Annotated in this window: 26 protein-coding genes and 1 pseudogene; 16 read left to right on the forward strand and 11 right to left on the reverse strand. The window is 72.6% G+C overall.

Annotation, left to right across the window (positions count from 1 at the left end; all coding sequences use genetic code 11):
• Nucleotides 1–254 precede the first annotated feature (254 nt).
• Nucleotides 255–1,913, reverse strand: a complete 1,659-nt coding sequence (locus tag AB0M46_RS25415; RefSeq protein ID WP_363339639.1) for a glycoside hydrolase family 71/99-like protein — start codon at nucleotides 1,911–1,913, stop codon at nucleotides 255–257.
• 315 nt (nucleotides 1,914–2,228) lie between these two features.
• On the opposite strand from AB0M46_RS25415, the gene AB0M46_RS25420 reads away from it, so the two are divergent.
• The gene (locus tag AB0M46_RS25420) at nucleotides 2,229–2,687 is read left to right on the forward strand and encodes a potassium channel family protein (RefSeq protein WP_363339641.1); all 459 of its coding nucleotides are present in this window, start codon (nucleotides 2,229–2,231) and stop codon (nucleotides 2,685–2,687) included.
• A gap of 33 nt (nucleotides 2,688–2,720) precedes the next feature.
• Here the strand turns inward: AB0M46_RS25420 and AB0M46_RS25425 are convergent, their stop codons facing one another.
• Nucleotides 2,721–2,963, reverse strand: coding sequence for a DUF6158 family protein (locus AB0M46_RS25425; RefSeq protein WP_363339685.1), 243 nt, complete (start codon nucleotides 2,961–2,963; stop codon nucleotides 2,721–2,723).
• 303 nt (nucleotides 2,964–3,266) lie between these two features.
• Here AB0M46_RS25425 and AB0M46_RS25430 point away from each other — a divergent pair, with 303 nt between their 5' ends.
• The 4 genes from AB0M46_RS25430 to AB0M46_RS25445 all read left to right on the forward strand — a co-directional run bounded on the left by AB0M46_RS25430 (nucleotide 3,267) and on the right by AB0M46_RS25445 (nucleotide 8,122).
• Nucleotides 3,267–4,694 carry a hypothetical protein gene (locus AB0M46_RS25430; protein ID WP_363339643.1) on the forward strand — a complete coding sequence of 476 codons (1,428 nt, stop codon included), beginning with the start codon at nucleotides 3,267–3,269 and terminating at the stop codon, nucleotides 4,692–4,694.
• A gap of 88 nt (nucleotides 4,695–4,782) precedes the next feature.
• Nucleotides 4,783–6,039 (forward strand): hypothetical protein, encoded by a 1,257-nt coding sequence (locus AB0M46_RS25435; RefSeq protein ID WP_363339645.1) that lies wholly within the window; start codon nucleotides 4,783–4,785, stop codon nucleotides 6,037–6,039.
• A 245-nt stretch (nucleotides 6,040–6,284) separates the two neighbouring features.
• On the forward strand, nucleotides 6,285–6,491 hold the full coding sequence (locus tag AB0M46_RS25440; protein WP_363339647.1) for a DUF3311 domain-containing protein: 207 nt from the start codon (nucleotides 6,285–6,287) through the stop codon (nucleotides 6,489–6,491).
• A gap of 26 nt (nucleotides 6,492–6,517) precedes the next feature.
• Entirely contained in the window at nucleotides 6,518–8,122 is a 1,605-nt protein-coding gene (locus AB0M46_RS25445; RefSeq protein WP_363339687.1) for a sodium:solute symporter, read from the forward strand.
• A gap of 45 nt (nucleotides 8,123–8,167) precedes the next feature.
• Here the strand turns inward: AB0M46_RS25445 and AB0M46_RS25450 are convergent, their stop codons facing one another.
• From AB0M46_RS25450 to AB0M46_RS25470, 5 genes are all read right to left on the reverse strand, one after another.
• A complete protein-coding gene (locus AB0M46_RS25450; RefSeq protein ID WP_363339649.1) occupies nucleotides 8,168–8,896 on the reverse strand; it encodes an SDR family NAD(P)-dependent oxidoreductase in 729 nt (242 codons plus the stop codon).
• The gene (locus AB0M46_RS25455) at nucleotides 8,893–9,498 is read right to left on the reverse strand and encodes a VC0807 family protein (protein WP_363339651.1); all 606 of its coding nucleotides are present in this window, start codon (nucleotides 9,496–9,498) and stop codon (nucleotides 8,893–8,895) included. The genes AB0M46_RS25450 and AB0M46_RS25455 overlap by 4 nt, the downstream gene beginning before the upstream one ends.
• Nucleotides 9,499–9,582: 84 nt before the next feature.
• Nucleotides 9,583–10,236, reverse strand: coding sequence for a hypothetical protein (locus AB0M46_RS25460; RefSeq protein WP_363339653.1), 654 nt, complete (start codon nucleotides 10,234–10,236; stop codon nucleotides 9,583–9,585).
• 127 nt (nucleotides 10,237–10,363) lie between these two features.
• Nucleotides 10,364–11,056 carry a response regulator transcription factor gene (locus AB0M46_RS25465; RefSeq protein WP_363339689.1) on the reverse strand — a complete coding sequence of 231 codons (693 nt, stop codon included), beginning with the start codon at nucleotides 11,054–11,056 and terminating at the stop codon, nucleotides 10,364–10,366.
• Nucleotides 11,057–11,073: 17 nt separating this feature from the next.
• Nucleotides 11,074–11,937 (reverse strand): histidine kinase, encoded by an 864-nt coding sequence (locus AB0M46_RS25470; RefSeq protein ID WP_363339655.1) that lies wholly within the window; start codon nucleotides 11,935–11,937, stop codon nucleotides 11,074–11,076.
• A gap of 194 nt (nucleotides 11,938–12,131) precedes the next feature.
• On the opposite strand from AB0M46_RS25470, the gene AB0M46_RS25475 reads away from it, so the two are divergent.
• From AB0M46_RS25475 to AB0M46_RS25495, 5 genes are all read left to right on the forward strand, one after another.
• Nucleotides 12,132–14,069 carry a hypothetical protein gene (locus AB0M46_RS25475; protein ID WP_363339691.1) on the forward strand — a complete coding sequence of 646 codons (1,938 nt, stop codon included), beginning with the start codon at nucleotides 12,132–12,134 and terminating at the stop codon, nucleotides 14,067–14,069.
• A gap of 12 nt (nucleotides 14,070–14,081) precedes the next feature.
• Nucleotides 14,082–14,759: an ATP-binding cassette domain-containing protein gene (locus AB0M46_RS25480; RefSeq protein WP_363339657.1), complete on the forward strand. Its 678-nt coding sequence runs from the start codon at nucleotides 14,082–14,084 to the stop codon at nucleotides 14,757–14,759.
• Nucleotides 14,756–15,112, forward strand: coding sequence for a hypothetical protein (locus AB0M46_RS25485; RefSeq protein ID WP_363339659.1), 357 nt, complete (start codon nucleotides 14,756–14,758; stop codon nucleotides 15,110–15,112). Before AB0M46_RS25480 ends, AB0M46_RS25485 begins: the two co-directional genes overlap by 4 nt.
• Nucleotides 15,113–15,163: 51 nt before the next feature.
• Nucleotides 15,164–15,634, forward strand: coding sequence for a hypothetical protein (locus tag AB0M46_RS25490; RefSeq protein ID WP_363339661.1), 471 nt, complete (start codon nucleotides 15,164–15,166; stop codon nucleotides 15,632–15,634).
• A gap of 100 nt (nucleotides 15,635–15,734) precedes the next feature.
• Nucleotides 15,735–16,754, forward strand: a complete 1,020-nt coding sequence (locus AB0M46_RS25495; RefSeq protein WP_363339663.1) for a hypothetical protein — start codon at nucleotides 15,735–15,737, stop codon at nucleotides 16,752–16,754.
• On the opposite strand, the gene AB0M46_RS25500 is transcribed toward AB0M46_RS25495, so the two are convergent.
• Nucleotides 16,751–17,689 (reverse strand): serine hydrolase domain-containing protein, encoded by a 939-nt coding sequence (locus tag AB0M46_RS25500; protein ID WP_363339665.1) that lies wholly within the window; start codon nucleotides 17,687–17,689, stop codon nucleotides 16,751–16,753. The two genes, AB0M46_RS25495 and AB0M46_RS25500, sit on opposite strands and share 4 nt — an antisense overlap.
• Before the next feature lie 82 nt (nucleotides 17,690–17,771).
• On the opposite strand from AB0M46_RS25500, the gene AB0M46_RS25505 reads away from it, so the two are divergent.
• The 3 genes from AB0M46_RS25505 to AB0M46_RS25515 all read left to right on the forward strand — a co-directional run bounded on the left by AB0M46_RS25505 (nucleotide 17,772) and on the right by AB0M46_RS25515 (nucleotide 21,385).
• The gene (locus AB0M46_RS25505; RefSeq protein ID WP_363339667.1) at nucleotides 17,772–19,613 is read left to right on the forward strand and encodes a sensor domain-containing diguanylate cyclase; all 1,842 of its coding nucleotides are present in this window, start codon (nucleotides 17,772–17,774) and stop codon (nucleotides 19,611–19,613) included.
• A 196-nt stretch (nucleotides 19,614–19,809) separates the two neighbouring features.
• On the forward strand, nucleotides 19,810–20,721 hold the full coding sequence (locus AB0M46_RS25510) for a hypothetical protein (protein ID WP_363339669.1): 912 nt from the start codon (nucleotides 19,810–19,812) through the stop codon (nucleotides 20,719–20,721).
• A 55-nt stretch (nucleotides 20,722–20,776) separates the two neighbouring features.
• Entirely contained in the window at nucleotides 20,777–21,385 is a 609-nt protein-coding gene (locus AB0M46_RS25515) for a TetR/AcrR family transcriptional regulator (protein ID WP_363339671.1), read from the forward strand.
• A 13-nt stretch (nucleotides 21,386–21,398) separates the two neighbouring features.
• On the opposite strand, the gene AB0M46_RS25520 is transcribed toward AB0M46_RS25515, so the two are convergent.
• Entirely contained in the window at nucleotides 21,399–22,838 is a 1,440-nt protein-coding gene (locus AB0M46_RS25520; RefSeq protein ID WP_363339673.1) for an MATE family efflux transporter, read from the reverse strand.
• 169 nt (nucleotides 22,839–23,007) lie between these two features.
• The gene (locus AB0M46_RS25525; RefSeq protein WP_363339675.1) at nucleotides 23,008–23,454 is read right to left on the reverse strand and encodes a MarR family transcriptional regulator; all 447 of its coding nucleotides are present in this window, start codon (nucleotides 23,452–23,454) and stop codon (nucleotides 23,008–23,010) included.
• A 272-nt stretch (nucleotides 23,455–23,726) separates the two neighbouring features.
• Here AB0M46_RS25525 and AB0M46_RS25530 point away from each other — a divergent pair, with 272 nt between their 5' ends.
• Nucleotides 23,727–24,290 (forward strand): DUF488 domain-containing protein, encoded by a 564-nt coding sequence (locus AB0M46_RS25530; RefSeq protein ID WP_363339677.1) that lies wholly within the window; start codon nucleotides 23,727–23,729, stop codon nucleotides 24,288–24,290.
• 100 nt (nucleotides 24,291–24,390) lie between these two features.
• Nucleotides 24,391–24,828 (forward strand): GNAT family N-acetyltransferase, encoded by a 438-nt coding sequence (locus AB0M46_RS25535; protein WP_363339679.1) that lies wholly within the window; start codon nucleotides 24,391–24,393, stop codon nucleotides 24,826–24,828.
• A 94-nt stretch (nucleotides 24,829–24,922) separates the two neighbouring features.
• Here the strand turns inward: AB0M46_RS25535 and AB0M46_RS25540 are convergent, their stop codons facing one another.
• Nucleotides 24,923–25,705, reverse strand: a complete 783-nt coding sequence (locus tag AB0M46_RS25540; RefSeq protein WP_363339681.1) for a hypothetical protein — start codon at nucleotides 25,703–25,705, stop codon at nucleotides 24,923–24,925.
• Nucleotides 25,706–26,347: 642 nt separating this feature from the next.
• On the opposite strand from AB0M46_RS25540, the pseudogene AB0M46_RS25545 reads away from it, so the two are divergent.
• Nucleotides 26,348–26,667, forward strand: a pseudogene (locus tag AB0M46_RS25545) (penicillin-binding protein); the annotation flags it as partial.

Genomic DNA, 26,667 nt, shown 5'->3' on the forward strand with positions numbered 1-26,667 from the left:
GGGCCACGTCGGGGTTCGCGTATTGCTCGCATAGTTCGCGCATTTGACGATTCGCGCGTTCGCGTGTGGTTTGCGCGATTTACGGCCGGCGCACTCCAGCAATGGCGAGCGCGTTCACCAGGTCGCGCACCCACCGCGGAAGCGGTCCGCACGATGCAGTGGTTGCGGCCCTGGGCGGCCCGCGCCGGGGCCGGGCACCCCGCGTGGGGGTGCCCGGCGAGGCTTCCGGACATCCTGCCGGAAGCCGGCGATCGTCACAGGTTGACCAGGTCGAACTTCTCCCAGGCGCCGCCGATGGCGGCGCGGTTGGCGATGAGCGGGGCGGCGCCGGCGTTGTCCGCGCAGACGTACTGGTTGTTGACCGTCGCCAGCAGGCTGACCGTGCCGTCGGAGTTGGTGACGAGGCGGAACGTCTCCCACGCCCCGACGGCGGTGCGGTTGGCGATGAGCGCGGCGGCGCCCGCGTTCTCGGCGCACACGTAGCGGCCGTTGATCCGGGCCCGCAGCGCGATGTTGCCGCCGCCGAGGTCGATCCGGTCGAACTGCTCCCAGGCCTGCGCCGTGGCGCCGGTCGCCTGCAGGGAGGAGTTGCCGGCGTCCCGGGCGGTGACGAACAGGTTGTTGGCCCGCGAGCGCAGCGCGACCGCCCCCGTCGGCGGCGGGGTGGTGGTGGTCCCGCCCGTCGGCTGGGTCGGGCGGGTCGCGGTCAGCGCGATCTGGCCCTTGAACATCTTGCCGCCGTCGGCGGTGATGCGCAGGTAGTAGTCCGACGAGCACGCCACGCCGTCGGCGTCCAGCGCCGGGTGACCGAAGTCGGTCGGCTGCATCGAGGCGTTCTCGGCCGTCTTGGCGATCTGGTTGCCCTCGTTGAACTCGTCGAACATCGACACGTAGAGAGCCTGGGCGCCCAGCCGGGTCATGTTGTAGATGTGGTGCCAATAGAAGTCGCCGTGTGAGCGGGCGCCGGCCGACAGGTCGCCGGGCATCACGCAGGGCTGGTAGTCGATGCCGCGGGCGTTGCAGTCGGCCTGGTCGCCGACGTTGACGTTGTTGTAGTACGAGTCCAGGCCGGCGATGTCGCCGGTCCGGCCGACCATCCACGGCGAGATCATGTTGAACGCGTGGTACACGTCGAGGAAGCCGGCCCGGGAGTCGTTGACGCCGGTGCGCCACCAGGTCGGCACGCCGCCGATGACGTAGCAGCCCTGCGCCTTGAACCAGTTGATGACGTCGAGGCAGGGGCCGGGGGCGAACGGGCGGCCCGCGTCGTTGAAGCCGAACCCCCAGATGCAGACCACCGGCTTGCCGTTCTGCCGGGCGTAGGCGGACGAGGAGGTGTACGCCGACATCTTGCTGGTCCAGTCGGTCTTGATCTCCGACTGCATGTTGGTCCAGCTGGTGACGTCGTACATGATGTAGAACTTGCGCCCGTAGGTCTCGGCGGCCGAGCGCACCTTGGCGGCCATCGCGTCGCGGGTCGGCCCCTCGCCCCCGACCGGGTTGAACCGCTGCAGCGCGGCGGTGTCGATGCCGTAGTCGCGCATCCACTTGAAGTGGGTGTCGACGGTCTGCTGGTCGTAGGAGGAGAACAGCTTGGCCGGCTGGCCGTTGCCGAGGTTGGCGTAGGCGGTGGTGTAGCTCTTCGTGAACTCACGCATGTCGGGCCAGGACACGATGGTGGTGTTGCCCGCCGAGGGCGGCTGGCCGCCGTTGCGGCTCCAGTGCCACCACTGGTTGATCGGCGCGCCGTCGCCCGGGCAGGCGAACCAGCCCTGGTAGCCGACGGTGATCTTGCCGACCACGTCACCGGGCGCGCTGGCCGCCTCTGCGGTGCCGGTGGTGAGGTACCCGACGGCCCCGAGGCCCGTGGCGGCGAGCCCGGAGGCGAGCACCTGTCGTCGTGTGAGACTCATGGGGTTCCTTTCGGCGGCGGACAGGAGCGCGCCGATCGCACCTGCATGTGTGTGCCCTCAGAATTTCGTCGACATCGATGCGTTTGTCAAGAAATTCCATCCGATGGTTCGGTACCGAACCAAGAAATAATGGCCGCTTAAGGCGATTTGGCGGCGAGCAGAGATCCGATGTCCGCAGCGGGTCCCGGTCGAGGCGTCGGGCAGCGCGAGCGCCCGCTCGGGCACATCGCCGGGAGGAGAGCGGGGGGAACCCCGAGTCCCCCTACCTCCCGGGAGTGAGGCCGGGCCACTCCGGCGGACGCTAGCGTCGGGCGCGTGCTGCTGCCGGTTCTGGTCGACGCCGGCCTACTGGCGCTGTACCTCACCGCCCCGCTGGAGCGGCCGCTGTCCCCCGGCGGGCTGCTCGCCACCGCCGCCGCGATCGCGCTGGTGCTCTCGCTGGTGGCCCGGGAGCTGCGCGCGATACCCCGGGCCGAACATCCGCGGCTGCGAGCGCTGGGCATCCTGGCCGGCTCGTTCCCGATGCTGATCGTGCCGTTCGCGTCGGTCTACGTGTGGCTGTCCCACCACGGCCATTTCGGGGCGCCGCTGTCGCACGTCGCCGGCCTGTACTTCGCCATGACCGTGTTCACCACGACCGGCTTCGGTGACATCGTTCCCCGGACGGATGCGGCGCAGCTTGCGGTGCTCGTGCAGATGGTGCTCGACCTGGTGTACGTGGGCCTGTTCGCCCGCCTGCTGGCCGGCGCCGCACGCCGCCGCCCGCGGCCCTGAGCCCCCGGACCGGGACCACCCGGCCGGCAAGCGTCACGCGGGTGACTGCGCTCCTTCGGACGGGCGCAGCCGGCGGGGGTCGACCTCGCGCTCGGGGTGCCGGCGCAGGTACTCGGCCTCGAGCTCCGCCGTGCGGTCGTCGTGGTTGGCCAGCGCCCGCTCCGGGGCGTGGCGCAGCGCCTCCTCGCGGGTGTCGTGGAGGTGCCGCAGCTCGCGGGTGAGATCCGCCTCCGACAGCGCGGCCCCCGGCACGCCGATCGGGGTGGCTGGCTCGATCTCGAGCGCCTCGAGGGCCTCCTCCTGGGCGTAGTCGCCCTCGGGCAGCGCCTCCAGCGCGGTGGCCGCTCCGGCGGGCAGGTCGAGCGCGACCGCGCGGCGGTAGATCTCGCTGCGGCTGATGCGCTCCTGCCCGGCGTACAGCTCGTCCAGCAGCTCCTCGATGTCGCGCATGCCTGGCTCGTTACCCCGTCGGCGCCCGCCGACACCCGCCACCGCCAAAACGCCGGTCGTCCCGATTCGCCTCATTCGCACGATTCGACCGGGACCGCGCCGGGCATCGATGCTGGTATAGATCAACCCATGTGGAATCGTGCCGAGCGGGCCCTGCGCGCCGCGTTCCGGGCCGGGGTACCGCTCGATCTGCACGGCACCGGCGTGGTCCGGGCCGAGGTGATCGCCGAGCTGCTGCTGGCCGGCCCGCCGCCCCGCCCCGGCCGCACCGCCCGGGTCGACCTGGCCGGCGCGCGGATCACCGGCCGCCTCGACCTCACCGGGGCCCGCGTCGACCCGCCGCTGCGGCTGCGCGGCTGCGTGTTCGAGGAGCCGCTGGTGCTCGACCACGCCGAGCTCGGCTCGGTCAACCTCGACGAGTGCGAGCTGCCCGGCATCGACGCCGAGTCGCTGCGCGTGCGCCGGTTCTTCGGCATGCGCGGGGCCACCGTGCACGGCGCGGGATGGTTCCATCATGCCCGCGTGGGCGGGGCGTTCGACCTGACCGGCACGCGCTTCGGCGGGGCGGTCGACCTGCAGCGGGCCGTCGTCGAGGGGGACGCGAAGGTCGGGCACGGCGCCGCGTACGCCGCCGGGCTCAGGCTGAACGGCGCCCGCATCGCCGGCGACCTCAACGTGGCGCAGGCGACCTTTCGCGCGCCGGAGCGGGGCGGGCCGGCCCTGTCGGCCAGCGGTGTCACCGTGGGCGGCGGCGTGTGGGGCCACGAGCTGGAGGCCGACGGCATGGTGATGATGATCGGGCTGCGGGCGACGGCCGCGATCGTCCTGCAGCGCGCGGTCCTGCGCCACCCCGGCGACTACGCGCTGCTGCTCATCGAGGCCCAGACCGCGATGCTCACGCTGCGCCTGGCGCCCTCGTCGGCCGGCATCGTCTCGCTGCGCGACGCGCGCGCCGGGCGCCTGGTCGACGATCCGGCCGGGTGGCCGCAGGAGTGCCGCGTGGAGCTGGCCGGGCTGGCGTACGACCGGATCAGCCGCCGCTCCGGGGACACCGTGGAGTGGACGGCCCGGCAGCGGCTGGACTGGATGGCCCGCCACGACACCGTCTTCTCCCCCGGGCCGTACGACCAGCTGGCCGCGGCGCTGCGCCGGGACGGGCGGGAGGAGGAGTCCCGCGAGGTGCTGCGCGTGCGCGAGCGGCTGCGCCACCGGGCGATGGGGCGGCTGGGCGCGGTCTGGGGCGCGGTGCAGGACGTCACCATCGGCTTCGGGTACCGCCCGGCCCGCGCCCTGCTCTGGCTGGTCGCCGTGCTGGGCGCCGGAACGGCCTGGTTCGGCTGGAGCGGGCCGCTGCACCCGGTGAAGCCGGGCGAGGCGCCGACGTGGGATCCGCTGCTGTACACCCTGGACCTGCTCGTGCCGCTGGTGGACCTCGGCCACGAGCGGGCCTGGGACCCGGTCGGCCCGGACAAGGTGGTCGCGGTGCTCATCATGGCCCTGGGCTGGATCCTGGCCACGACGGTGATCGCCGGGGTCGGCCGGGCACTGCGCCGCTGAGCCCGGCGCCAGCAGGTCGGACAGCACCGATCGGGCAATATTCGCGACCACAGAGGGCGGCGGGGGCCGCCGCGTAGAGTTCGGCTCGATGAGTGAGACCAACGCCGTCGTCGTGCCCGAGGCCGTCCCGGACGCGGCGCCGCCCGGGGCGGACCGCCGGACCCTGGCCCGCAACTCGGCGATCGCCGGCGGCTCGGTGGTCATCAACGGCCTGCTGAGCGCGGCCATGCTCGCGCTGTGCTCGGCCTTCGGGCAGCACGCCGAGATCGAGGCCTACCCGGTGATGACCTCGGCGCTGGCCTTCGTGCTCATCATCGCCGGCGGGGGTTCGGCGCTGCTGTACCTCAACGGCACCGAGGACGAGCGGGCGCTCGTGCGCAGCCAGTGGGCCTTCGTGGTGGTGCCGGCCATCCTGCTCGGCGCCGTGGCGGTCACGTGGTTCTACGCGCGCCGCGGGTACGGCGTGACCCCCCTGGCCGCGTCGGGCGTGGTGGTGCTCGGCAACGGCCTGGCCCAGCTGCAGATGGCCGACTTCAGCCGGCGGATGCGCTTCCTCGCCAGCGCCGTGCTGATGTGCGGCAGCAAGGCGGCCTCGCTGCTCATGGTCCTGGCCGGCGTGCCGCTCACCGTGTCGCTCGCCTCCGCCGGGCTGGTGCAGCTCGCGGTCGGCGAGTTCATGCTCGGCGCGGACGGGTCGCTGCGGCGCGGCCGGTTCGGGCGCCTCTCGCTGCGCGACGCGCTGTCGACGTTCCGCTCCGGCGGCAACCTGTTCGGGTATGCGGTGACCGAGCTGTACGTCGTGCGCTCCCCCACGCTGGTGCTGTCCCTGTTCGCCCCGCACGCGGTCATGGGCAGCTTCGGGGCGGTCGTCACCGCGTACCAGGCGATCGGCGGGGTGCTGCAGTCGGCGCTGCAGGTGCCCATGGTGGCCCGGGCGCGCAACCGGCTCGGCATCGAGCGCTCGCAGCACTCGACCGGCTTCGCGGTGGCGGTGGCGCTGGTCTGCGCGGTGCCGATGGCGGCCGTGGTGGTCGTCCTGGCGCCGTGGCTGACCGGCACGATCCTGTCGCTGCCGCACCGGCAGGCGGCCGGCTGGCTGACGCTGTTCATGCTGGCCCTGCCGTTCATGGCGGTCACCCGGGGGCTGCTGTGCACGTGGATCGGCGACGGGCGGTACGGCCGCGCGACCAAGGCCATCGCGGTGCTGGCCGGGATCCTCACGGTCACCGTCGCCATCGGCGTCCCGCGCTTCGGCCCGCTCGGGGCGGCCGCCGCGACCGCCGTCGCCGAGGCCCTCGCCATGGCCGCGATCCTCGCCTGGTTCTGGCTGCGCCGGCGGCGCTGAGGCCGGGTGAGCCCCACCGGATGGCCGCGGTCCTCGCGCTGGCTGCGCCGGCGGTGCTGAGGCCGGGTGAGCCGCACCGGGCGGCAGAACCGGACGCGCTGAGACCAAATCGAGACCCTCCGTAACGTTACTCGCCAGTATCATCGCGGTCACCCCGATCCACACCGCACTTCCCCTGGCGAGCCGATCACACCCCGGGCCCCGCCGTGCCCGATCGGTCCGCCCTGCGCAAGGAGGAGGATCCGATGGCACCGCGCGCGCCTCGCGCCCGCTCCGGCTACTGGCTGCTGGCCATGCCGACGGTCGCCCCGATGCTCACGCCCCTGTACGACCGGGCCGACCCGATGGTCTGGGGCATCCCGTTCTTCTACTGGTACCAGATGGCCTGCATCACCCTGGCCATCGTCATCATCACGGGCGTCCACCTGGCGAACCGGGACCCCGGGCGGTGACCGAGACCGCGGTCTTCACCGCCCTGATGGGTGCCATGCTGCTGCTCGGCATCGGCGCCGCGCGCTGGCGCCGGCCGCAGGACATCCACAGCCTCGAGGAGTGGGGGGTCGGCGGCCGCGCGTTCGGCAACTGGACCACCTGGTTCCTGCTCGGCGGGAGCATGTACAGCGCCTACACCTTCGTCGCCGTGCCCGCGCTCACGTACGGGGTCGGGGCGATGGGCTTCTTCGCCGTACCGTTCGCGACCATCACGGCGCCGCTGTCGTTCATCTTCACGACGCGGGCCTGGTCGGTCGCGCACCGGCACGGGTACGTGACGCCGAGCGAGTTCACCGCGGCCCGGTTCGGCTCGCGCGGGCTGGGCGCGCTCGTGGCGGTCACCGGGATCGTGGCCACCATGCCGTACATCGCCGTGCAGCTCAGCTCGCTGCGGGCGGTGCTGCTGGAGGTCGGCATGCCGGGCGAGTGGCCGCTGCTGGGCGCCGTCGCCGTGGTCTCGCTGTCCACCTTCCGCTCCGGCCTGCGCGCGCCCGCGCTGCTGTCCATCGCCAAGGACGTCCTGCTGGGCTGGGTGGTCGTGGCCGCGCTGCTGGTGGTGGCCATGTCGGGCGGCTGGGCCGGCACCTTCCGCAAGGCCGGCGAGCACTTCGCCGCCACCCCGTCGCCGGCCGACGGGCTGCTCCTGGGCGGCTCGTCCGGGCAGGCCGCCTACCTCTCGCTGGTGGTCGGCTCGGCGCTGTCCATCTTCGCCTACCCGCACGCGCTGACCACCATGCTCGCCGCCAAGGACCGGGCCACGGTCCAGCGCAACGCGGCCGCGCTGCCCATCTACTGTGCGGTGCTCGGCCTCATGGCGATGCTCGGGTTCTTCGCCCTGGCCCAGGGCGTCACCCCGGTCGGCCGTGACCTCAACACCGTCATGCCGCAGCTGTTCCACGGCCTGTTCCCGCCCTGGTCGGCCGGGATCGCCCTGGCCGCGTTCGGCATCGCCGCGCTCATCCCGGCCGCGGTGATGTCGATCGCGGCGGCCAACGCGTTCACCCGCTCGATCTACCGCGCCTACCTGCGCCCGGCGGCCACCCCCGCCGAGGAGGCCCGGGTCAGCCGGTGGACGTCGCTGGTGGTGAAGCTCGGCGCGGTCGGCTGCATCCTGCTGCTCGACCCGGCGTTCTCGGTCGACCTGCAGCTGATCGGCGGCGTCATCATCCTGCAGACCATTCCCGCCGGGTTCATCGGCCTGGTGACGAACTGGTTCCACCGCCTGGCCCTCATCGCCGGCCTCGCCGCCGGGCTGGGAGCCGGGGTCGCGCTGCTCTACGACATCCCGCGGCTCGGCGCGGGCGGCACGGTCGTGAAGGCCCACTTCGGCGGATCGATGACGACGATCGAGGGATTTCCGGTGTACGCCGGCATCGTCGCCCTCGTGCTCAACCTGCTCGTCGCCGTGTTCGGCACGCTGGTCCTGCGGCTGCTGCGGGTGCGCCCCGGCCGCGACGGGACCCGACCGGACGACTACGACGCCGACGCGGACGACCCGATGGTGAAGCGGCTCGAGGCCCTGCTGGACGGCCTCCCCGCCAACCAGGCGGGCGTGCACGCCGCCTCGCGCGGCGCGCGCCATCCGCGGTGAGCCGGCGCCGGGCCCGGGCGCTCGTCCTCGTCCGGGCCCAGCCGCTCACGCCCGGCTCAGTTCCACCGCGGGAAAGTCCACCGGCGTGAACGGCTTTCCGGCCTGCACCACCCACGCGCGGCCGGAGCCTGGCCCGCGGGCCAGGGTCTCGACCGCCTCGGCGACGAGGTCCGGGTCCGCGACGGCGAGCCCCGCCTGCTCGGCGTGCGCCCGGACCCCGTCCAGCAGCGGCGTGTCGACGAGGCCCGGGCAGACCGCGTCGACCGTGACCCCGGAGTCGGCCATCGCGAGGGCCACCGAGCGGACCAGCCCGATCAGGGCGTGTTTCGTCGCGCTGTACACCGGATCGAACGGCGCCGGCGCGACCCCGGCCATGCTGGAGGTCACCACCACGACCCCGCCGCCGCCCGCCACCAGCGCCGGCAGCGCGGCCCGCAGCCCGAACACGGCCCCGTCGAGGTTCACGGCGACGGCCCGCCGGTACCCGTCGGCGTCGAAGTCGTCCGCGGTCAGCGGCGAGCCCCCGGTGCCGGCGTTGAGGTGCACCACCTCCAGCCGCCCGAGCGCCTCGGCGGCCGCCACCGCGGCGAGGTTGTCCTCCTCGCGGCGCACGTCGGCGAGGACGAACACGCCGCCGACCTCGGCCGCCACCGCCGCCCCGCGCGCCTCGTCCACGTCGGCGACGACCACCGCCGCACCCCCGCGCGCAAACCGCCGCACGACCGCCGCGCCGATGCCGCTCGCCCCGCCCGTCACCAGTACGACCCGTGTCATGCTGTCTCCTCCCTGAATGCGTCCTTCCCGGTGCGCCGCACGTAGATCTGGCTGCCGAGTTCGAGGCCGAGGAACACGACCACGTACTGCAGCCCGCTGACGAGCGGCACCCGGTCCACCGGCAGCGTGTAGGCGAGCGCCACCCGCACGATCGCGTCGAGCACCAGCCCCACGCCCCAGATCGCCGTGGCCACCCGCATCGTGTGCCGGAACCGCGCCGAGTCCCGCCACGCCGCGTCGGCCCGCTCCCGGATCGTCCCGGCCGTCAGCGCCCGGATCGCCTGCAGGTAGAAGGGCGTGCGCGCCAGCGTCGCCAGGATCCACACCCCACCGGCCGCGGTGAGCCAGCCATCCTTGGCCAGCAGGAATCGGGGGCTGCCGGTCACGAACGACACCCCGATACTGAGCAGCAGCACGACGAGCGTGAACGCCCCGAGCGCGTCCACCCGCCGCTTGCGCGCCAGCCCCCAGACGGCCGCCACGGCGGGCGGCACGGCGCCGAGCGTCAGCGCCCACCACTGCCCGACCCCGGCCGCCCGCAGCCCGTAGAAGATGCCGACCGGCGCCGCCACGTTGATGATGAGATTCCATATGACCCGCATGCCCCTCAGGCTGCGCCGTCATCGACCCTGATCACATCGGCCCCGGGTTAGAGCCCGCCTCCGCCCTGGGTTGCAGTCCTCGCCTCACGGGCGCGAAGCGGTAGACCAAGCCGCCCGCCGGTGCTCGTGGGCGCCGCGACGACGCAGATCGGCGGTCTTCGCCGGGCCCCGCAGGCGAAGGGCGGCCTTGCCCGGATCGTCGAGCCGGGCCGCGAGACGAGCCACCGCCGCCAGGACGCCGTCGCGGTTGCGAGCCGACTTCATCCACGCCGGCAACATCTCGATCAGCGACATCGAGCAGCCCTCGTGCGGGCCGCGCTCGCGCAGCCCGGCCGCCACGAACTGCGCCAGCAAGACCAGATGCGCACGGTTGTACGCCCACAACACGTGCCCACGCACCACCGTCGTCAGCACCAGCGGCTGCCGGAAGAACGGGTCGACGGCCGCACCCCACCACGACGATCCACTCCTCGACGACCACGTCGCCGTGTGCCCGCACGCGGAACACACCAACCGCCGCGCCCGAGTCGTCGACGGCCGATCGTCGCCCGGTTCCCCGACCACGCGGGCCCGGGCAGCGCACCGCGGACAGACCACGTCGATCGGGTGCACGGCCAACGCGTACAGCGAATACGCCGACGTCGGATCGCGAAAACGCACCGCCCGCGAAGCCACGTCCTGGATGGTACCCGCGCAGCCCTGACACCAGCGTCGAGCATGCGCGGCCATCCGCGGCATGTCGCACCCCAGCGGCAGCAAGTTGCCCGAGCCGGCGGGAGGCGGCGTGGCGGTCCATCCGCCCGCCTCCCGCGCGCGTCGTGGACGGTGCGTCACGGGGCGGGCGGCGCTGGACCGGCCACGGCCGCTACGGTCGCCGGTGACGCGTAGGGGCCGCCGCGGGGTTCACCAGGCCGGCGTCGTACGCGGCGATCACCAGCTGCACCCGGTCGCGAGCCGCAAGCTTGCTCAGCAGGTGCGAGACGTGGGTCTTGACGGTCTTGACGGCGATGGTGAGGTGTTCCGCAATCTCGTCGTTCGACAGCCCTTGCCCGATGAGGCCGAGCACCTCGACCTCCCGGGCGGTGAGGCCGTCGAGCCGGGAGGGCCCGGCGGAACCGCCGTCGGCGGTGTGTCGCTTGTGGACGAAGTGCTCGACGAGGCGGGCCAGGATCGACGGGGCGAAGAGCCACTCGCCGCCGTGCGTGCGCCGGATGGCGTCGAGCAGGTCGTCGGGACGGCTGTCCTTGAGCAGGAAGCCGCTGGCCCCGGCGCGCAGCGCGTGGAAGACGTACTCGTCGAGGTCGAACATGCTCAGGACCAGCACCCGGGTGTGCGCGAGCTCTGGCAGCCGGCAGATGGTCCGGGTCGCCTCGATGCCGTCGACCCGCGGCATGCGGACGTCCATGAGTACCACGTCGGGCGCGGTGGTCCGGGCGGCGGTCACCGCCTCGGCCCCGTCGCCGGCCTCCCCCACCACGGCGAGACCCGGCTCGGCATCGATGATCATCGCCAGGCTGCGCCGGAGCAGCGGCTCGTCGTCGGCGAGGACGACCCGCACGGGCCGGTCGGCGCTGGTCACGCCGCTCCCTCCGGGATCGTGACCTCGAGGCAGAACCCCGCCCGGCCTTCGTGTTCCTCCGCCCGCGGCCCCGCCGTCAGGGTCCCGCCCAGGCTGGCCACCCGTTCCCGCAGCCCGATGAGGCCGTGCCCGGCGCCGGGCCGGACGACCCAGCCGCGGCTGGGCCCATCGTCGTTGATGACCACGCTGACGGCGGCCCGGGTCCGCGCCAGGCGGACGTCGACGTTGGTCGACCCGGCGTACCGTACGCTGTTGGCCAGCCCTTCGCGGACGATGCGGCAGATCGCCACCTGGGTGCCCTGGGACACCGGCCCGAGCTCCTCGTGGTGCAACTCGACGGCCAGCCCGGCCCGGCGGGCACCGTCGATGATCTCCGGCAGGGCCGCCAAGGTGTCCGCAGGGTGGCGGGCCGGTTCGTCGCCGGCCTCCCGCAGCGCGTCCAGCATGCGCCGCAGCTCGACCGTCGCCGTTCGGCTGATGGCCTCCACGTCCTCGATGGCGGCCAGGAGGGCCCCCTCGTCCGGCTTGCGGGCGTGCAGGTGCGCGGCGCCCGCCGCCCGCACGGTGATCATGCCGAGGCCGTGGGACACGAGGTCGTGCAGGTCGCGGGCGATGCGCAGCCGCTCGGCGAGCACGGCCTCCGCGGCGTCCCGGCGGGCCATCGCCACCTCGTGCTCGACCCGCTCGACCCGCAGCCGGACGATCGCCCAGACCGAGAGCGCCCCGGAGCCGAGCAACAGGATGGTGATGAAGGGCCAGGTCAACCCGAACGCGAAGACCGCGGTCACCACGACGAGCAGCGCACCGGCGGGCACCAGCCACAACCATGATGAACGGGAGCGACGCCGGCTCTCGATCATGCGCCGAGCCTACCGGTTCTGCCGGCCGCCGCATCGGACCACGGTCTGACGGACCCAGGGCCGACTCCGGCCCCCGGGTGCCGACTCCGGCCCGATGTCTCGCCGCGATCCGCGTGGTTGCTTGGAGTACGGCGGGCGGCACCCACCTCCCGCCGGTGTCCGGCAGTCGCCAGGGAGGGTCGTTGTACAGGCGTGTGGTAATGGTGGTCGCCGGGGCGCTGTTCGCCCTCCTGGTGCTGGTGGCGGCGATCGTCACCGACCTGCATGACCGGGACTTTCCGCAGGCGATCGGCGCGCAGAGCCGACTGGGCCTGGACTTCGGCGGGTCGCGGCTCAGCGACCAAGCGGCGTTCGCGATGCTGACGCAGGCGGATGCCGAGTGGCACCTGGGCCTGGTGAAGATCGCCCCCGACCTGGCCGGCGGTGGCCACGAGCGGGTGTTCGTCGCCCTCAACGACACCGGCCTGCCCGCGACGTTCCCCTGGTTCAGCGGCGCCAGCGCGGGAAAGGTCGTCGGCCGGGACCGGCTGGCCAACTCGCCGCCCGACGGGTCCTACCTCGTGACCGGCGACGGCGCCCGGCTCGGCGAGCTCGAGACCCGGCTCAGCGGCGCGGGCGTCCGCGTGACCCGCACCGATGCGTCCGTCATCGACAGCCTCCGGTTCACCATGCGGGAGGGCGGCTTCGGCACGGCGGTACTGGCCGCGTTCGCCCTCATCGCGGCGCTCGCCCTGTTCTGGCTGTCGATGAAGGCGCGCAGCCGCGCGCTGCGGGTGCTCGGCGGCTGCCCGGCGCTGCGGATCCAGGCGCAGGACCTGGGCGGGTTCGCCGGCGCGCTGCTGCTCCCGGCGGGCGCCGTGACGCTCGCGGCCGCCGCCTACGTCTGGGTGTCCCACGGCCGGCTGTTCGTCGGCCCCCTCCTCAAGGCGCTGTCCGGCCTGGAGTTCGGGGTCATCGCGGTGTCGCTGCTCGTCGCCCTCGCCATGTCGGCGTCCGCGTGGCCGAGCGCCGCCATGCTCGCCACCCGGCAGCCCGCGGTGAAGAGCCTGCGTTCGGCGGCCGCGGTCCTCCAGGCGCTGACGTTCCTGCTGGTGGTGGCCACGGCCGGGCCGGCCTGGTCGGCGTATCGAAGCTCGGCGGCCACCGCGGCCGAGACGGCGCAGTGGGAGAACCTCGCGGACCAGGTCGCCGTCCAGTTCGGGATGAGCGACGCGGAGATGACCGGTGTCGAGCCCCGGATCGGCGACTTGGTCGAGGACGCCGAGTCGGTCGGTGCGGTCGCGTACTCGTACACCTTCTCGCGGGACGTCTGGCAGGGCGACCTCGGCGACTACTCGGCGGTGACCTTCGTGAACCAGCGCTGGCTCGACCTGATGACGGCGGGGGCTCCCGCGAACGCGCTCGCGCCGGTGCCGTACGACCGCGTCAAGGCTCTGGTCAACCGGGAGTTCGGCGAGACGTTCGCGCTGCTCGCACGGCACCAGGGCCGCCCCGGCGAGGAGATCTTTCCGGGATTCGCCTACCGGCAGCCGGTCGGCGGATTCCGGCTGCCGGTCGGTGAAGGGGGCAACGGCGGGAGCCTCCGCTTCCTCGGCGACGTCCTCGTCGCCGTCGTGCCCTCGCTGCACCTGACGATCAACGATCGGAACCTGACGTCGATGGTCTCGACCAGGAACCTGGTGTTCACCGGTGTGGCGGCCACGGAGGCGTTGCTCGAACGCCACGGCCTGTCCGCCAGCGGGCTGAGCGTCGTCTACGTCGCGGAGGAAGGGCTGCTGCGCGCGCAGTTCATGGCCTACGTCGTCTGGCTGATGAACCTCGCGCTGGCCGCGCTGGTCGTCGCCTTCACGGTCGCGGCGGCGATCAGCGCGCTGATCACCGCCCTGCTGCAGGCGAAGCGCGACTTCCCGCTGCGGCTGTCCGGCCGGTCCTGGCCGCAGATCCTGCAGCGTCGGGTGAGCAGGGACCTGCTGGCCGGCGCGGTGCTCGTGACCCTCGTCGCGCTGCTGCAGCGACCCGACGCGACAGGCGTCCTGCTGGTCGCCGCGGTATTCGGGGTTCTCGTGGTACCGCTGAGTCATCTGTGCACCGCGAACTGGTGTTTCGCCGGTGTGAGCCGGCGCCGGATCTGATGGGAGTCCCAGATGCTGATGGAGGCCGAGGGCGTCGCCGTGGCGATCGGCGGGCGGCCGGTGCTCGACGGCGAGTTCGTTCACTGCGAGCCCGGCACGATGACCGCCCTGGTCGGCCCGAGCGGGTCTGGGAAGACCACGTTGCTGCACTGTCTCGGGCTGCTGCTCCCGGTCGATCGCGGCCGCATCCTGATCGACGGGAAGGACGTCACGAAGTACGGCTCGGCGGCGCGGCGCCGGTTCTGGCGCGACCACGCGGCGTTCGTACTGCAGGACTACGGCATCATGAACGACGAGTCGGTCGCCTTCAACGTCACCATGCGGTCGAGCCCACTGGGCCGGCGGGCCGCCGGTGACAGGAATCGGCTGGCCCAGGCGCTCGAACAGACCGGGCTGGCGGGACGGCAGGACGAGGCGGCCAGCCACCTCAGCGGCGGTGAGCAGCAGCGGCTCGCCCTGGCCCGGGCCATCTACAAGCGAGCCGCGGTCGTCTTCGTCGACGAGCCCACCGCGTCGCTCGACGCCGCCAACCGGATGAAGGTCATCGACCTGTTCACGGAGTTCGCCGCGAACGGCTGCACGGTCATCGTGTCCACGCACGACGTCGACATGATCGAGGCATGCGGCGTCCGGCACGAGATCGGCAGCGGACGAATCAGCAACCCCACCAGAGCGGAGCACTCCCGATGAGGCTGACTTCCAAGATCGCGATCGGTGCCGTCGTGGTGGCCGTCATCGGTACGGGCGCGGCTGCGGTCCTCGGCGGCGGGTTCCCGATGCCGGGCGACACGCACCCGCCCTGCGCGCAGCTGCCGACCGCGGCCGAGGCCAACGCGGCGCTGGCCCGCAACCAGGCCCTCGCCCACGACATCGAGGCACTGGGCGCCGGCATCTCCGTGGGGGTGGGCTCGCCGTGCCCCAAGGGGCAGGACCGCGCGCTGATCCAGGTGACGTACGAATCGAAGTCCGAGCGCGACGCCATCGGTGGCCTGCTCACGCGCCGCGACGGGTTCGGCGTTGCGGTGCACCTCGTCGAGCGGTAGGCGGCATCACCATCGCCTGTCGTCAGTAGCCCCACCAACGACCTGCGCCTCATGCTGAAAAATCAGAGCGCCATCAAAGCAGATTATGCTGAGGCCATGGTCGATGCGGCGCCCCTGCAAACGGTTGGGCGCAAGCGCGCTCTGGTCCCCCTGATCGCACTCGTGTTGGGTGCCCTCATCGGCGCGGGGGTTACCTACTCCATGACGAGCAGCCGGGGAGTGCCGGTCATCGTGCAGGGGACGCTGAGCGGGGTCGCGGCCAACTCCGGCGAGGCGGATGTAGCGGCGATCGCATTCAGGTTCGACGGCCACAACTACGCGACGCCCGGTGAGGGCGAGAGCGTCCCGGTGGTGGCGCACGTTCCATGGACCGACGCGGCGGGCGGGGGGCACGGGGGCGACCGTCCCGCGTGCCTGGCTGCCGACAAGTACGGCCAGCGCGTCGAACTGGGCGTGCTCGACGTCCGTGGAGAGGGCGCCTGGTCCTCCCAGCTCGTCGTGTGGGTGCACTGTCTTTCCTGACCGAGCTGACGAGCTGGATGGAGCGGCCAAAGCCCGATTTCAGCGGGCCTTAAGCCAACCATCATTGGTACGCCGGACCGGACCGAATAGCCTCGCGCGCGTGACGCGTATCCGCCGGGCCCTCACGACGCTCGCCGCCGCCCTCCTGCTCGCCGCCTGCACGTCGACACCGGCCCCGGCACCGGCGCCGCCCGCGGCCGCGCCCAGTCCCACCGGCGAGCCGGGACTTGCCGGCGCGCCGGATGCGTCCGCCGAGCCGGTGGCGGCCCGCGCCGGGCTCGGTGCCGCGCCCTCGAGCGCCAAGGTCGTGAGCAATACGTCGCTGCCGCTGCGGGCGACGTTCTACTACCCGTGGTATCCGGAGAACTTCGCGAACAACGGCAGCCAGTACACGCCGAGCGCCGGGAAGTACAACGGCGACGACCCGAAGGTCGTGGACCGCCAGATCGCCGACATGCAGTACGCGGGCCTGCAGGCCGGGATCGCCTCGTGGTGGGGCGCCGGCAAGCGTGAGGACAAGCGGTTCGCGGTGCTGCTGAAGGAGGCCGAGCGGCTGCACTTCGCGTGGACGGTCTACTACGAGCTCGAGGGCTTCGGCGACCCCGCCTCGGCGGCGCTCGCCGCCGATCTCGCGTACCTCACGAAGTACACGTCGAGCCCGGCCTTTCTGCACGTCAACGGAAAGCCGGTGATCTTCGCCTACGGCGACGGGACCGACGGCTGCGCGATGGTCGACCGCTGGAAGGCGGCCAACACCGCCGGGTTCTACGTGGTGCTGAAGGTGTTCGGCGGGTATCGCGGCTGCCGCAACCAGCCCGACGGCTGGCACCAGTACGCGCCGGGCGGCGGACTGGACGTGCAGGCCGGGTACTCGGCGGTCTGCTCGCCGGGCTTCTGGAAGAACGACACCGGCACGCCGCTGCTGGCCCGCGACCCGGACCGGTTCCGCCGCGACGCCACCACCGTGGCCACCTCGAAGGCCTCGTTCCAGCTCGTCACCACCTACAACGAGTGGGGCGAGGGCACGGCGGTGGAGTCCACAACGGACTGGCCGAGCCCGAGCGGGCACGGCGTGTACGTCGACATCCTGCACGAGGTCTTCGCCGCCCACCCCCGCTAACCGTCCAGAATGGACTCCAGGACGAGCAGGGGGGTGCGCCACTGCTCCGGGTCGTCGTAGTTGCCGGCGGTGACGGCGACGACCAGGGAGCGGGCGGGGACGACGTAGAGGCGCTGGCCGCCGTTGCCCGCGCCGGCGTAGACGTCGTGGCCGGCGACGTGCTCGATGTACCACTGGTAGCCGTAACCGGCGCCCCAGTCGGTCTTCAGGCGCGGCCGCAGCATCGCGTCGATCCACTGGTCCGGGACGATCGACGCGCCGCGGGCCAGCACCACCTCGCCGACGCGGGCCAGGTCGCGCGGGGTCAGGCGCAGGCCGGAGGCGGCCGAGGCGACGCCGTCGGCGCCGGTCAGCCAGTCGAAGGCGGCGATGCCGAGCGGGTCGAAGAGCGCCCCGCGGGCGAAGTCCGGCAGGGTGCGGCCGGTGCCGTCGGCGATGAGCTTGCCGAGCAGGGCGGTGGCGCCGCCGCAGTAGGCCCAGTGGATGCCCGGCGGGCGCTCGATCGGGCGCTCCAGCACGTAGCGGTAGCGGTCCTCGGCGAGCTCCATGGCGATCTCGGCGTTGGCCGGGCTGTCGTACGGCAGGTCCTCCCGCCACTGCAGGCCCAGCGACATGGTCAGCGCGTCGCCGACGGTCAGCGCGGCCCGGGCCGGGTCGGCGGCCAGGTCCGGGTACTGCGGGAAGTACCGCAGCAGCGGCTCGGCGGGGTCGGGCACCCGGCCGTCGGCCAGCGCGATGCCGTACAGCAGCGCCGTGACGCTCTTGGTGACCGAGCGGATGTCGTGCCGCGTGTCGGGGCCGAACCGCACGTGGCCCAGCGCGTCGGCCCACGAGCGGTCCTCGCCCGAGCCGTAGTGCTCCCGGATCAGCGCGCCATCGCGGACGACCACGACCGCGTGCAGGCCCGGAAGTTCGTCCCATGATGTCCCCGTCATGTGATAGGCATACCAAATTTTGTCAGGTCTCAGGTACCCGGCCGGACGGTCGATAACAACGTCACCAGCCCCAAGGAGTGCCGTGAGCACAGCCCGAGCCGCCACCAGCGTGCTGATGCGTGACCCGGTGCTGCGCGCGCTGCTCGTCCTGGCCGCCGCGTGCGCGGTCTGGTACCTCATGCCCGGCCCGGGCGGGACCGCCAAGCTCGCGCTGTTCTGGCCGATCCAGGTGCTCCTCGACGTCGTGTTCGCGGTGATGTCGGCCCGGATGAGCGCGCTGCCCGGGGTGTCCGGCTCGACCCGGCGGTTCTGGCGGCTCGTCGCCGTCGGCGCGGTGCTGTTCACGGTGGCCGACGCGGTGCAGGGCGCGCAGACGTTCGCCAGCCCGGTCGCGGGCATGGTGCAGGGCTCGGCGCTGCAGTCGGCGCTGGTGACGCTGGGTTCGCTGGTCTGCCTGCTGGCCATGCTGCTGCACCCGACCCGCACGGCCGGGCGGGAGCGGCTGCGGTTCGTGCTGGACGCCGGCACGGTGCTCGTCGCCACCGCGGTGTTCGTGTGGTACCTCTCCCCCGCCATCGACACGCACCAGAACCTGGCCACGATGCTGCTGCCGCTGGCCTCCGCCGGGGCGAGCCTGGCCGGGGCGTTCGGACTGGTCAAGCTGATCCTCGGGCGGAACATGCCGTTCACCCCGATCGCCGGGTGGAGCGCCGGCGCGGCCGGGGTGCTCGTCGGGCTCAGCACCGGGCTGACCCCCGAGCTGGTGCAGGTGACCCGGCCCGAGGTCGCGATGCTCTCGCGGCTGGTCCCGTGCGTGCTGCTGGCCGCGGTGCCGCGGATCAACGAGGTGGGGCTGCGGGCCGACCCCGACATCCTGGCCCGGCGCCGGGCGCGGCCGTTCAGCCTCATCCCGTACGCCGGCGTGGCCGCCGCCGTCGCGCTGCTGGTCGTGGCGCTGTCCGGGGGCCGGCTGGGGGCCCGCGAGTGGGGCGTGGTGGCCGGCGTCGTGCTGGCCACCGCCATCGTACTGTCCCGGCAGCTCATCGCGTTCACCGACAACGCCCGGCTGCTCGGCGAGGTGGACCGCAGCCTGCGGGCCCTCGCGGAGCAGGAGGAGCGGTTCCGGGCGCTGGTCCAGCACTCCTCCGACGTCACCGTCATCGCCGGGCCGGACCACGTGGTCGCCTACGCCAGCCCGGCGGTCGAGCGGGCGCTCGGCGTGCCGGTCGCCGCGGTCGTCGGCCGGCCGGTCGTGGCGCTGGCCCTGCCCGGGGAGCGCGACGGGCTGCGGGCGCGGATGGCCAGCGTGCTGCGGCAGCCCGGGACCAGTACCACGCTGCGGCTGCGGGTGCGCCACGCCGACGGCACGGTGCGCTGGCTGTCCGCGGTGGCCACGAACCTCGCCCACGTGCCGGGCATCCGCGGCGTGGTCTACAACGCCCACGACATCACCGAAGTGGTCGCCTTCCAGGAGCGGCTGCGGCACGAGGCGACGCACGACGCGCTGACGGGCCTGGCCAACCGGGCGCTGTTCGCCGAGCGGCTGGCCGCGGCGGGCGCCACGGCGGCGATCCTCATCATCGACCTCGACGGGTTCAAGGCGGTCAACGACACGCACGGCCACCACGCCGGCGACGCGCTCCTGCGGGCGGTCGCCGCCCGGCTGCGCGGCTGCCTGCGGCCCGTGGACACGGCGGCCCGCCTCGGCGGCGACGAGTTCGCCGTGCTGCTGCCAGGGGCCGGTGCGGCCGAGGCGGCGGACGCGGTGCGCTCCGTGCAGGCGGCCTTCGCCGAGCCGGTGCCGATCGAGGCGACGCTCATGCCGATCCGGGCCAGCATCGGCGTCGCCCGCGGCTCGCCGGACCGGGCCGAGGAGCTGCTGCGCGAGGCCGACGCGGCGATGTACGCCGTGAAGCACGGCTGAGTCGGACGTGCCCGGCCGCGGCGAGCCGGCTGTCCCGGGCGTTCGCCGGAGGGCGGGGGTGCCCGTTCGGGCCAGTGCGAGGGGTGACCGTACAGCCGGAATCCGGGCCGATCGACGGGTAACCGACAGTGCCGGGCTACCGGGACCTGGACCGAGTCCCTAGGCTCTGCGTCGTCGTCATCCTGGGAGGTACCGCATGGCTGTCTACGTGGATCCGCCGGCTTCGGCGGAGGAGATCCGGCAGAAGCTCTACGACGGCCACCTGCTCGTGATGACGCAGCTGCCCTCGGTGGCCGAGCTGGTCGAGTACGCCCGGGAGCAGCTCACCGAGCTGTTCGCGCCGCACGACCCGGAGCACGCCCACGAGTTCATCGAGCCCGAGGAGATGGCCCGGCTGCTCGGCCCGTGGAAGCCGCGCTTCATCCACAGCGACCGGTCCAAGGTCCTCGTGCGCAGCATCATCGAGGAGATCGGCTTCAAGGCGTCCGAGACGCACTTCGACGTGCCGAAGCCGCGCACCTCGTTCCCGGTCGGCCACCTGACGACCGGGGTCGCCTTCGCGTTCCCGTGGCACCGCGACGTGTGGTACTCCGCCCCGAACCAGCAGCTGAACTGGTGGCTGCCGGTGTTCCCGGTGCGCGAGACCAACGCGATGTCCTTCGACCTGGACCGCTTCAACGCCCCGGTGGACAACAACTCCGGCGACTTCGACTACTACCGCAACAACGTCGGCCGGCTCACCACCGCCGAGTCGGTGAAGACCGAGGCCCAGGTGCGCCCGGGGGCGTACGCGCACAACCCGCCGAACGAGCTCATCGCGCTGCCCGCCCCGGGCCAGGTGCTGATGTTCTCCGGCGCCCACCTGCACCGCTCGACCCCGAACACCTCGGGCCTGGCCCGCTACAGCATCGACTTCCGGACCGTGCACGTGCCGGACGTGCTGGCCCGGCACGGCGCCCCGCTGGCCGACACGTACTGCACCGGCACCGCGATCCGCGACTTCGTCAACGTCGCCGACGAGTCCCGCTTCGACGAGGAGACGGTGGTCTCGATCTACGGCCCCCCGCCGGCCGACGCGATGCTGGTCTTCGAGGCGCCGAAGGCGTAGCACCCCGATCGATATCGCTTGACGGAGTGAGGACTCACTCCGTAGCGTCGGCGGCGTGACGGAACCCCGCCGCCGCGCCCCGGGCATGGATCCCGAGCAGCGCCGCGACATGATCCTGCAGACTGCGCTTCCGCTGGTCGCCGAGCACGGCGCCGCGGTCACCACGGCCCAGATCGCCCGGGCCGCCGGCATCGGCGAGGCCACGGTCTTCCGTGTCTTCGCCGACAAGGACGAGCTCATCAAGGCCGTCGTCATGCGCGCCCTCGACCCGGCGCACGTGCTGCGCGAACTCGGCTCGATCTCGCTCGACCAGCCCCTGCCCGACCGGCTGGTCGAGGCCGCCGAGGCGCTGCGCGCCCACCTCGGCCGGATCGGCTCGGTGATCGGCGCCCTGCACGCGTCCGGCCACCAGCGCCGCCGGCCGGACCCGGACGAGGCCCGCGCCGCCGGCCTGGACCGCAACGCCTCGCAGGAGGCGACGAAGGCGGCCGTCGCCGAGCTCTTCGAGCCCGAGGCGGACCGGCTGCGGCTGCCGGTCGCCACGGCCACGGACGTGTTCCTGGGCTTCATGTTCAGCCGCGGCCGGTTCCTCGGCCCCGACCTCGACTCCGCCGACCTCGTCGACGTGTTCCTGCACGGCGCGCTCAAGGAAGCCCCGGCCTGAGCGCACCCGGCGGTCATTCCTGCTCGAGCATCGCTTCGGCGCGCTGCGGGCTGCCCTCGGCGAGGCCGCGCTCGATCGCGCGGCGGGACGCGAGCCACATCGCGACGCCGACGAGCAGCACGGTGCACTCGGTGACGGTCAGCGCCCACATGATGCCGGCCAGCCCGAACCAGAGCTTGCCGAGGATCACGATCGGGATGAACAGGACGCCCTGCGCCGTCGACATCACCATCGCCGGCACCGACCGCCCCGTCGCCTGGAACAGTGACGTGATCAGGCCCGTGAAGCCGTTCACGATCATCGCCACGAGCTGGGCCACGAGGATCGTGACGGCGACGCCGAGGACCGAGCGGTCCGCCAGGAACGCGGAGAGCACCTGGTCGCGCAGGAGGAACACCGCCGCGGAGAAGATCAGGACGATGCCGCCGACCGTGGTCGCGGAGCCGCGCAGGGCCGCGGTGAGACGGCCGCGGTCGCCCTTGCCGTAGGCGTACGCCAGGAGCGGCAGCACGCCGATCGTGACGCCCATGACCAGGAACTCCGGCACCTGCGCGATGCGGACCGCCACGCCCATGGCCGCGAGCGGGCCGTCGCCGTAGCCGGCCGCGAGGTTGTTGAGAACCAGGGTGGTGACGATCAGGAAGGCGGACTGGAGCAGCTCGCCGGAGCCGACGCCGAAGACGGGCTTGAGCACGGCGGGCGACAGCGTGAACCAGCGCGGCGCGAGGCTCACGTGCTCGCTGTGCCGCTGCAGCCAGAAGGCGAGGTAGGCAACGGTGACGAGGTTCGCGAGGCCGGTCCCGAGCGCCGCGCCGGCGACGCCCCAGTGCAGGACGAGGATGAACAGGACGTCGAACCCGAGGTTCGCGACCGTGGACGCGATGAGCCCGATCATCGCCTGGCGCGCGGCGCCCTCCGCCCGCACGAGCTGCTCGAGGCAGATGGCCGCGGCGAGCACGGGTACGAAGGCGAGCATGACGGCGACGTAGGACCTCGTCGCGGGCACGGCGGCGGCGTTCGCCCCGAGCAGCGCCACGAGCGGGTGCAGCAGGAGCAGCCCGGCGCCGCCGAACACGACCCCGGCGAGCACCGAGCCCCAGACGGCGAACGACGAGACGCGCTTGATCTCCCCGGCCCGCGCGGGGTCGCGCTCCGCCGCGCCGAGCAGCCGGGAGATGAGCGCGCCGCCGCCGACGCCGAACACCCCGCCGACCGCCATGACGAGGCCGAGCAGCGGCATGCCGAACGTGATCGCGGCGAGCAGCGCGGTGTCGTGCAGCGAGCCGATGAAGCCGGCGTTGATGACGTTGTACACGGCGCCGACGATCATCGCGGCGGCCATCGGCACGCAGAGGTGCACGAGGGCGCGGGCGATCGGCGCAGCGGAGAGGTACCAGCGGTTGGTGCCGGCGGCGTCGGCCTTCGCGGGCGATTCGAGGGTCTTGCTGCTCATGGTGCCCCCTTTCGGGCAGGTTGGAGCGCCGCGGCGGCCGATGCCGGCGCGGCGGGTGTTTTCGGGCACGCTGGACCTCGCGCCGGCTACAGCGGGCGCGCGGGCATTTCGGGCAGGTCGGACCGCGCGACGGCTGAAGCCGGCGCGGCGAGGTGGTGTGCTTCGCGGGTTAGGACCGGGTGGGTTGCGGCAGGTCCGCGGTGACCTTCATGAGCAGGGCGTGCAGGGCGGCCCGCTCGGCCTCGTCCAGCGGGGCGAGGATCGTCTCGTCGGCGGCGGCCATCGCGGTGTCGAACCCGGCGACGAGCTCCGCGCCGTCCGGCGTCGCGTAGACGCGTTTGCTGCGCTCGTCGCCGCGCTCCGTGCGGCGCTCGACGAGGCCGCGGCGCTCGAGCCCCTGCACGAGGCTGGAGACGCTCGCCGCGCTCGTGCGGGTCAGCTGCGCGATGTCGCGCTGGATCGCACCGGGGCTGCGGACCAGGTAGCCGAGCACGAAGGCCTGCTCATGGCTGAGCTCGCGCACCCGGATCCAGTCCTCGGCGGCCTTGCGCTGCGCCCACCCGATCCAGCGGACCAGGCCGAGGGTACCGGTGAGTGCGGGCTCCGATGCGTTCATGATGAGAACTCTAATGATTAGAGTTCTAACCGTCAAGGATCTAACCGATCGCCGCCGCGGTGCCGTACGGTTCCGGGCGCGGGAAGAGGGCCCATGTGTACTCCACCGGCCTCGCGCGTGGCGGTCGCTCGCCACGCCGTCGTCCGGACCCCGGCCTTCGTGGGCGCCTACGCCTGAGGGTCCGCCACGGCGATCCAGGCAGCGCGGGGGCAGCGTGCCGGGCCTGCGCTCGTGGCCGGGATGGAAGTGTCGCCGCACGCCGGGCGGGTAGGGTGACCGCGGTGGACGGCGGGGCGGTGCGGGTCGGCACGATCGGGCACGGTGCGCGACCGATCGAGGCGCTGCTCGCGATCCTGGCCGAGGCCGGGGTGGACCGGCTCGTCGACGTGCGGCGGTTTCCCGGGTCGCGGCGGCATCCGCAGTACGGCAGGGAGGCGCTCGCCGACGCCGTGCGCGGGGCTGGCCTGCGGTACACCTGGCGGGGTGAGACCCTCGGCGGGCGGCGCCATGCGCGGCCGGGCTCGCGGCACACGGCGCTGCGCAACGCGACCTTCGCCGCCTATGCCGACCACATGGACACGCCGGCGTTCCGCACCGCGATCGACGAGCTGATCGGCGCGGCCGCGGGCGAACTGCCGGCCGTGCTCTGCGCCGAGACGCTGTGGTGGCACTGCCACCGCATGCTGATCGCCGATGCGCTCGTGATGCGCGGGGCCGTGGTCGAGCATCTGCTGGACGTCGGCGTCCACCAGCCGCACCGGCTCACCGAGGGGGTCCGCCGGGGCGATGACGGCTGGCCGGTGTACGACGCCCAGAGGACGCTGCCGGGGCTCTGAGCGCGTCTTCGAGCAGTGGCGTCAATTGCTGTGGGGGTGTGGTCCTGGCGCCCCGCCACGCACGATGAGCGACGCCCGGTGCGATGGTTAGGCTCCCGGCATGTTCCGTGCGGCCCGGCCGGGCGACTTCGAGCAGATCATCCGCCTCTATCGGCAACTGCAGCCCGACGACCCGGTACTGACGGACGGGTCCGATGCGGCGGCCTTCCACCAGATCCTGAGCTCTGCGGCGTTGCATCTCTTCGTCCTCGAACTGGATGGGGTCGTCGTGGCCACGACGTACCTCAACGTGATCCCCAACATCACCCGATCGGCGTCGCCCTACGCCGTCATCGAGAACGTCGTCGTCGAGGAATCGCAGCGTGGCACGGGCCTGGGCAAGCAGGTCATGGCCGGCACCCTCCAAGCCGCATGGGATGCGGGCTGCTACAAGGCGATGCTGATGACCGGGTCGCGCAAGCCTGCGACCCACGCCTTCTACCGAGCCTGTGGGTTCTCGGCCGACGCCAAGACAGGGTACGTGGCCCGACCATCGTGACGCGGCGGCGTGCGCGCCCGCGGGTGCGGGCAGTTGCCGGAGGCGCTGATGCGCGGGGCCGTCGTCATCGGCGGCGCGCACCAGCGCCTGCAGATCACCCGTTGAGCATCTTGTAGACCGAGGCCGGCGCGGGATAGGCCCCGGCCGGCTTGGTGATCGGCTGGATCGCGCCGAAGTCGGTGAACTCGGCCTCGGTGCTGATCGACGGGTCGATGCCGGTGCCGTCGAGCTTCAAGGTCTTGAGCCTGCCCTGCTCGTCGACGGCGGCGGTGAACGGCACGCTCTTGGCCTTGTCGCCGATCTTCTGCAGCACCTCGGCGTCCGCCGAGAACAGCTTGTTCGCCACGCTCACGTCGAGCTTGCCCTCGAAGTGGCCGGCGTCGGTCTTCACCACGCCGGAGGCGGCCTCGAACATCGGGGCCAGGGCAAGGCTCGGGTTCCCGGTGTCGTCGATCGGGAACGCGTCCTTGCTCTCGACCTTCGTCTGGTCGATCAGCATCCACTTGCCCTTGGTGATGCCCAGCGACTTGTTCGCGGCCGTGCCGAGGTCGCCCTTGAACCACACATTCGGGGCGATCACGAGGTACCCGAACGAGACCTTCTGGCCCTGCACCTTGGTGTTCACCTCGAACGCCATGGCCTTGGCCGGGCCGTCGAACCGGCCGGTGCCGGCCATGCCGTCCTGGCTGATGCGCAGGCTGAAGGACGCGGCGTCGAGCGCCTTGGCCGCGCTCACCAGGGTGTCCTTCGGACTGGGCGGCGCCGAGCTCGCCACGGCCGGCGGGGCGGTGCCCGCCGCATCCGGCTCCGCGGTGCCGCAGGCCGCCGTGCCGGCCACCGCGAATGCGACGGCAAGCAACGCGCGCAGGTGCTTCATGTGATTCCTCCCGGGATTGACCGAGGCGAGGGTATCGGATCGAGCGTGTCCCGTGGCCCCGGCAACGGCAGCGGAGTTCGGCGGCGGTGCTGCAGGCGGTCCCCGACGCGCCCGACGGCCGGGACATGTTCGCGTTCCCCGACCTCGCGCTGCTCTCGGTGCCGGGCGTCGAGCGGCACCCGTGCGCCTGGCTGCGTGATCGGCCGATGCCACTCAGGGCGAGACGTCCTCGGTCCGGACCATCCCCGGCACGCTGCGTGCCCGCAGCAACCTCATCCGGTGGCAGGGGAGGCCATGAACGTGCCCGTACGTCGATTCGAGCGTTGCCGATAGTGAGCGGGGTCGCGTGATGTGCGGGGCACCATTTACCCTCGGCCGCGTGCGCATCCGGCGGCTCATCGACGAGCCGCGAGTAACAGTACCGAGCACTGGGAGCCTTACAGCGTGGAGAATGACGGCGGCGGGAACATCAACCCTCCCGAGCGGTTCAGTGCCTCAGGGCGAGCATCGGTCGGACGTGCCGCGATCCCGAACCCGCCGAGCGCCGGTTCTGCCGGGCGCGCGTCCGTGGGCAGCGCGTCCGTTGGTAAAGCCTCGGTGGGTAGCGCGTCCGTTGGTAGCGCCTCTGTAGGTAGCGCGTCCGTGGGCAGCGCGTCCGTTGGTAAAGCCTCCGTGGGTAGCGCCTCCGTTGGGCGGGCCGTGGTGGGCGACGGTGCTTCGGGGCCGCCGGCCGAAACGACGGGCAAGGGCAAGCCCACGCCGACCGCGAAGGCGAAGAAGCGCCGCCGGCGCAACATTCTCATCGCGTCGATCGCGGCGTTCATCATGATCGCGGGCATCGGCATGGTCAGCGGGACGTACTACTTCGACCAGGTCGCGTTGCCCGATGACATCGCGATCAACCAGTCGACGACGATCTACTACTCCGACGGGGTCACGCCGATGGGTCGCATCGGTGAGAA

The sequence above is a fragment of the Dactylosporangium sp. NPDC051485 genome, from assembly GCF_040682015.1.
Taxonomy (GTDB): Bacteria; Actinomycetota; Actinomycetes; order Mycobacteriales; family Micromonosporaceae; genus Dactylosporangium.

Coding starts and splice junctions, on each gene's coding strand:
- AB0M46_RS25430 (WP_363339643.1), top strand. CDS start 3,267: ATGTGGAATCGTGCCGAGCGGGCCCTGCGCGCCGCGTTCCGGGCCGGG.
- AB0M46_RS25485 (WP_363339659.1), top strand. CDS start 14,756: ATGAGGCTGACTTCCAAGATCGCGATCGGTGCCGTCGTGGTGGCCGTC.
- AB0M46_RS25440 (WP_363339647.1), top strand. CDS start 6,285: ATGGCACCGCGCGCGCCTCGCGCCCGCTCCGGCTACTGGCTGCTGGCC.
- AB0M46_RS25415 (WP_363339639.1), bottom strand. CDS start 1,913: ATGAGTCTCACACGACGACAGGTGCTCGCCTCCGGGCTCGCCGCCACG.
- AB0M46_RS25455 (WP_363339651.1), bottom strand. CDS start 9,498: ATGCGGGTCATATGGAATCTCATCATCAACGTGGCGGCGCCGGTCGGC.
- AB0M46_RS25520 (WP_363339673.1), bottom strand. CDS start 22,838: ATGAGCAGCAAGACCCTCGAATCGCCCGCGAAGGCCGACGCCGCCGGC.
- AB0M46_RS25445 (WP_363339687.1), top strand. CDS start 6,518: ATGGGTGCCATGCTGCTGCTCGGCATCGGCGCCGCGCGCTGGCGCCGG.
- AB0M46_RS25525 (WP_363339675.1), bottom strand. CDS start 23,454: ATGAACGCATCGGAGCCCGCACTCACCGGTACCCTCGGCCTGGTCCGC.
- AB0M46_RS25435 (WP_363339645.1), top strand. CDS start 4,783: ATGAGTGAGACCAACGCCGTCGTCGTGCCCGAGGCCGTCCCGGACGCG.
- AB0M46_RS25510 (WP_363339669.1), top strand. CDS start 19,810: ATGGCTGTCTACGTGGATCCGCCGGCTTCGGCGGAGGAGATCCGGCAG.
- AB0M46_RS25450 (WP_363339649.1), bottom strand. CDS start 8,896: ATGACACGGGTCGTACTGGTGACGGGCGGGGCGAGCGGCATCGGCGCG.
- AB0M46_RS25540 (WP_363339681.1), bottom strand. CDS start 25,705: ATGAAGCACCTGCGCGCGTTGCTTGCCGTCGCATTCGCGGTGGCCGGC.
- AB0M46_RS25535 (WP_363339679.1), top strand. CDS start 24,391: ATGTTCCGTGCGGCCCGGCCGGGCGACTTCGAGCAGATCATCCGCCTC.
- AB0M46_RS25460 (WP_363339653.1), bottom strand. CDS start 10,236: ATGCCGCGGATGGCCGCGCATGCTCGACGCTGGTGTCAGGGCTGCGCG.
- AB0M46_RS25500 (WP_363339665.1), bottom strand. CDS start 17,689: ATGACGGGGACATCATGGGACGAACTTCCGGGCCTGCACGCGGTCGTG.
- AB0M46_RS25480 (WP_363339657.1), top strand. CDS start 14,082: ATGCTGATGGAGGCCGAGGGCGTCGCCGTGGCGATCGGCGGGCGGCCG.
- AB0M46_RS25490 (WP_363339661.1), top strand. CDS start 15,164: ATGCTGAAAAATCAGAGCGCCATCAAAGCAGATTATGCTGAGGCCATG.
- AB0M46_RS25470 (WP_363339655.1), bottom strand. CDS start 11,937: ATGATCGAGAGCCGGCGTCGCTCCCGTTCATCATGGTTGTGGCTGGTG.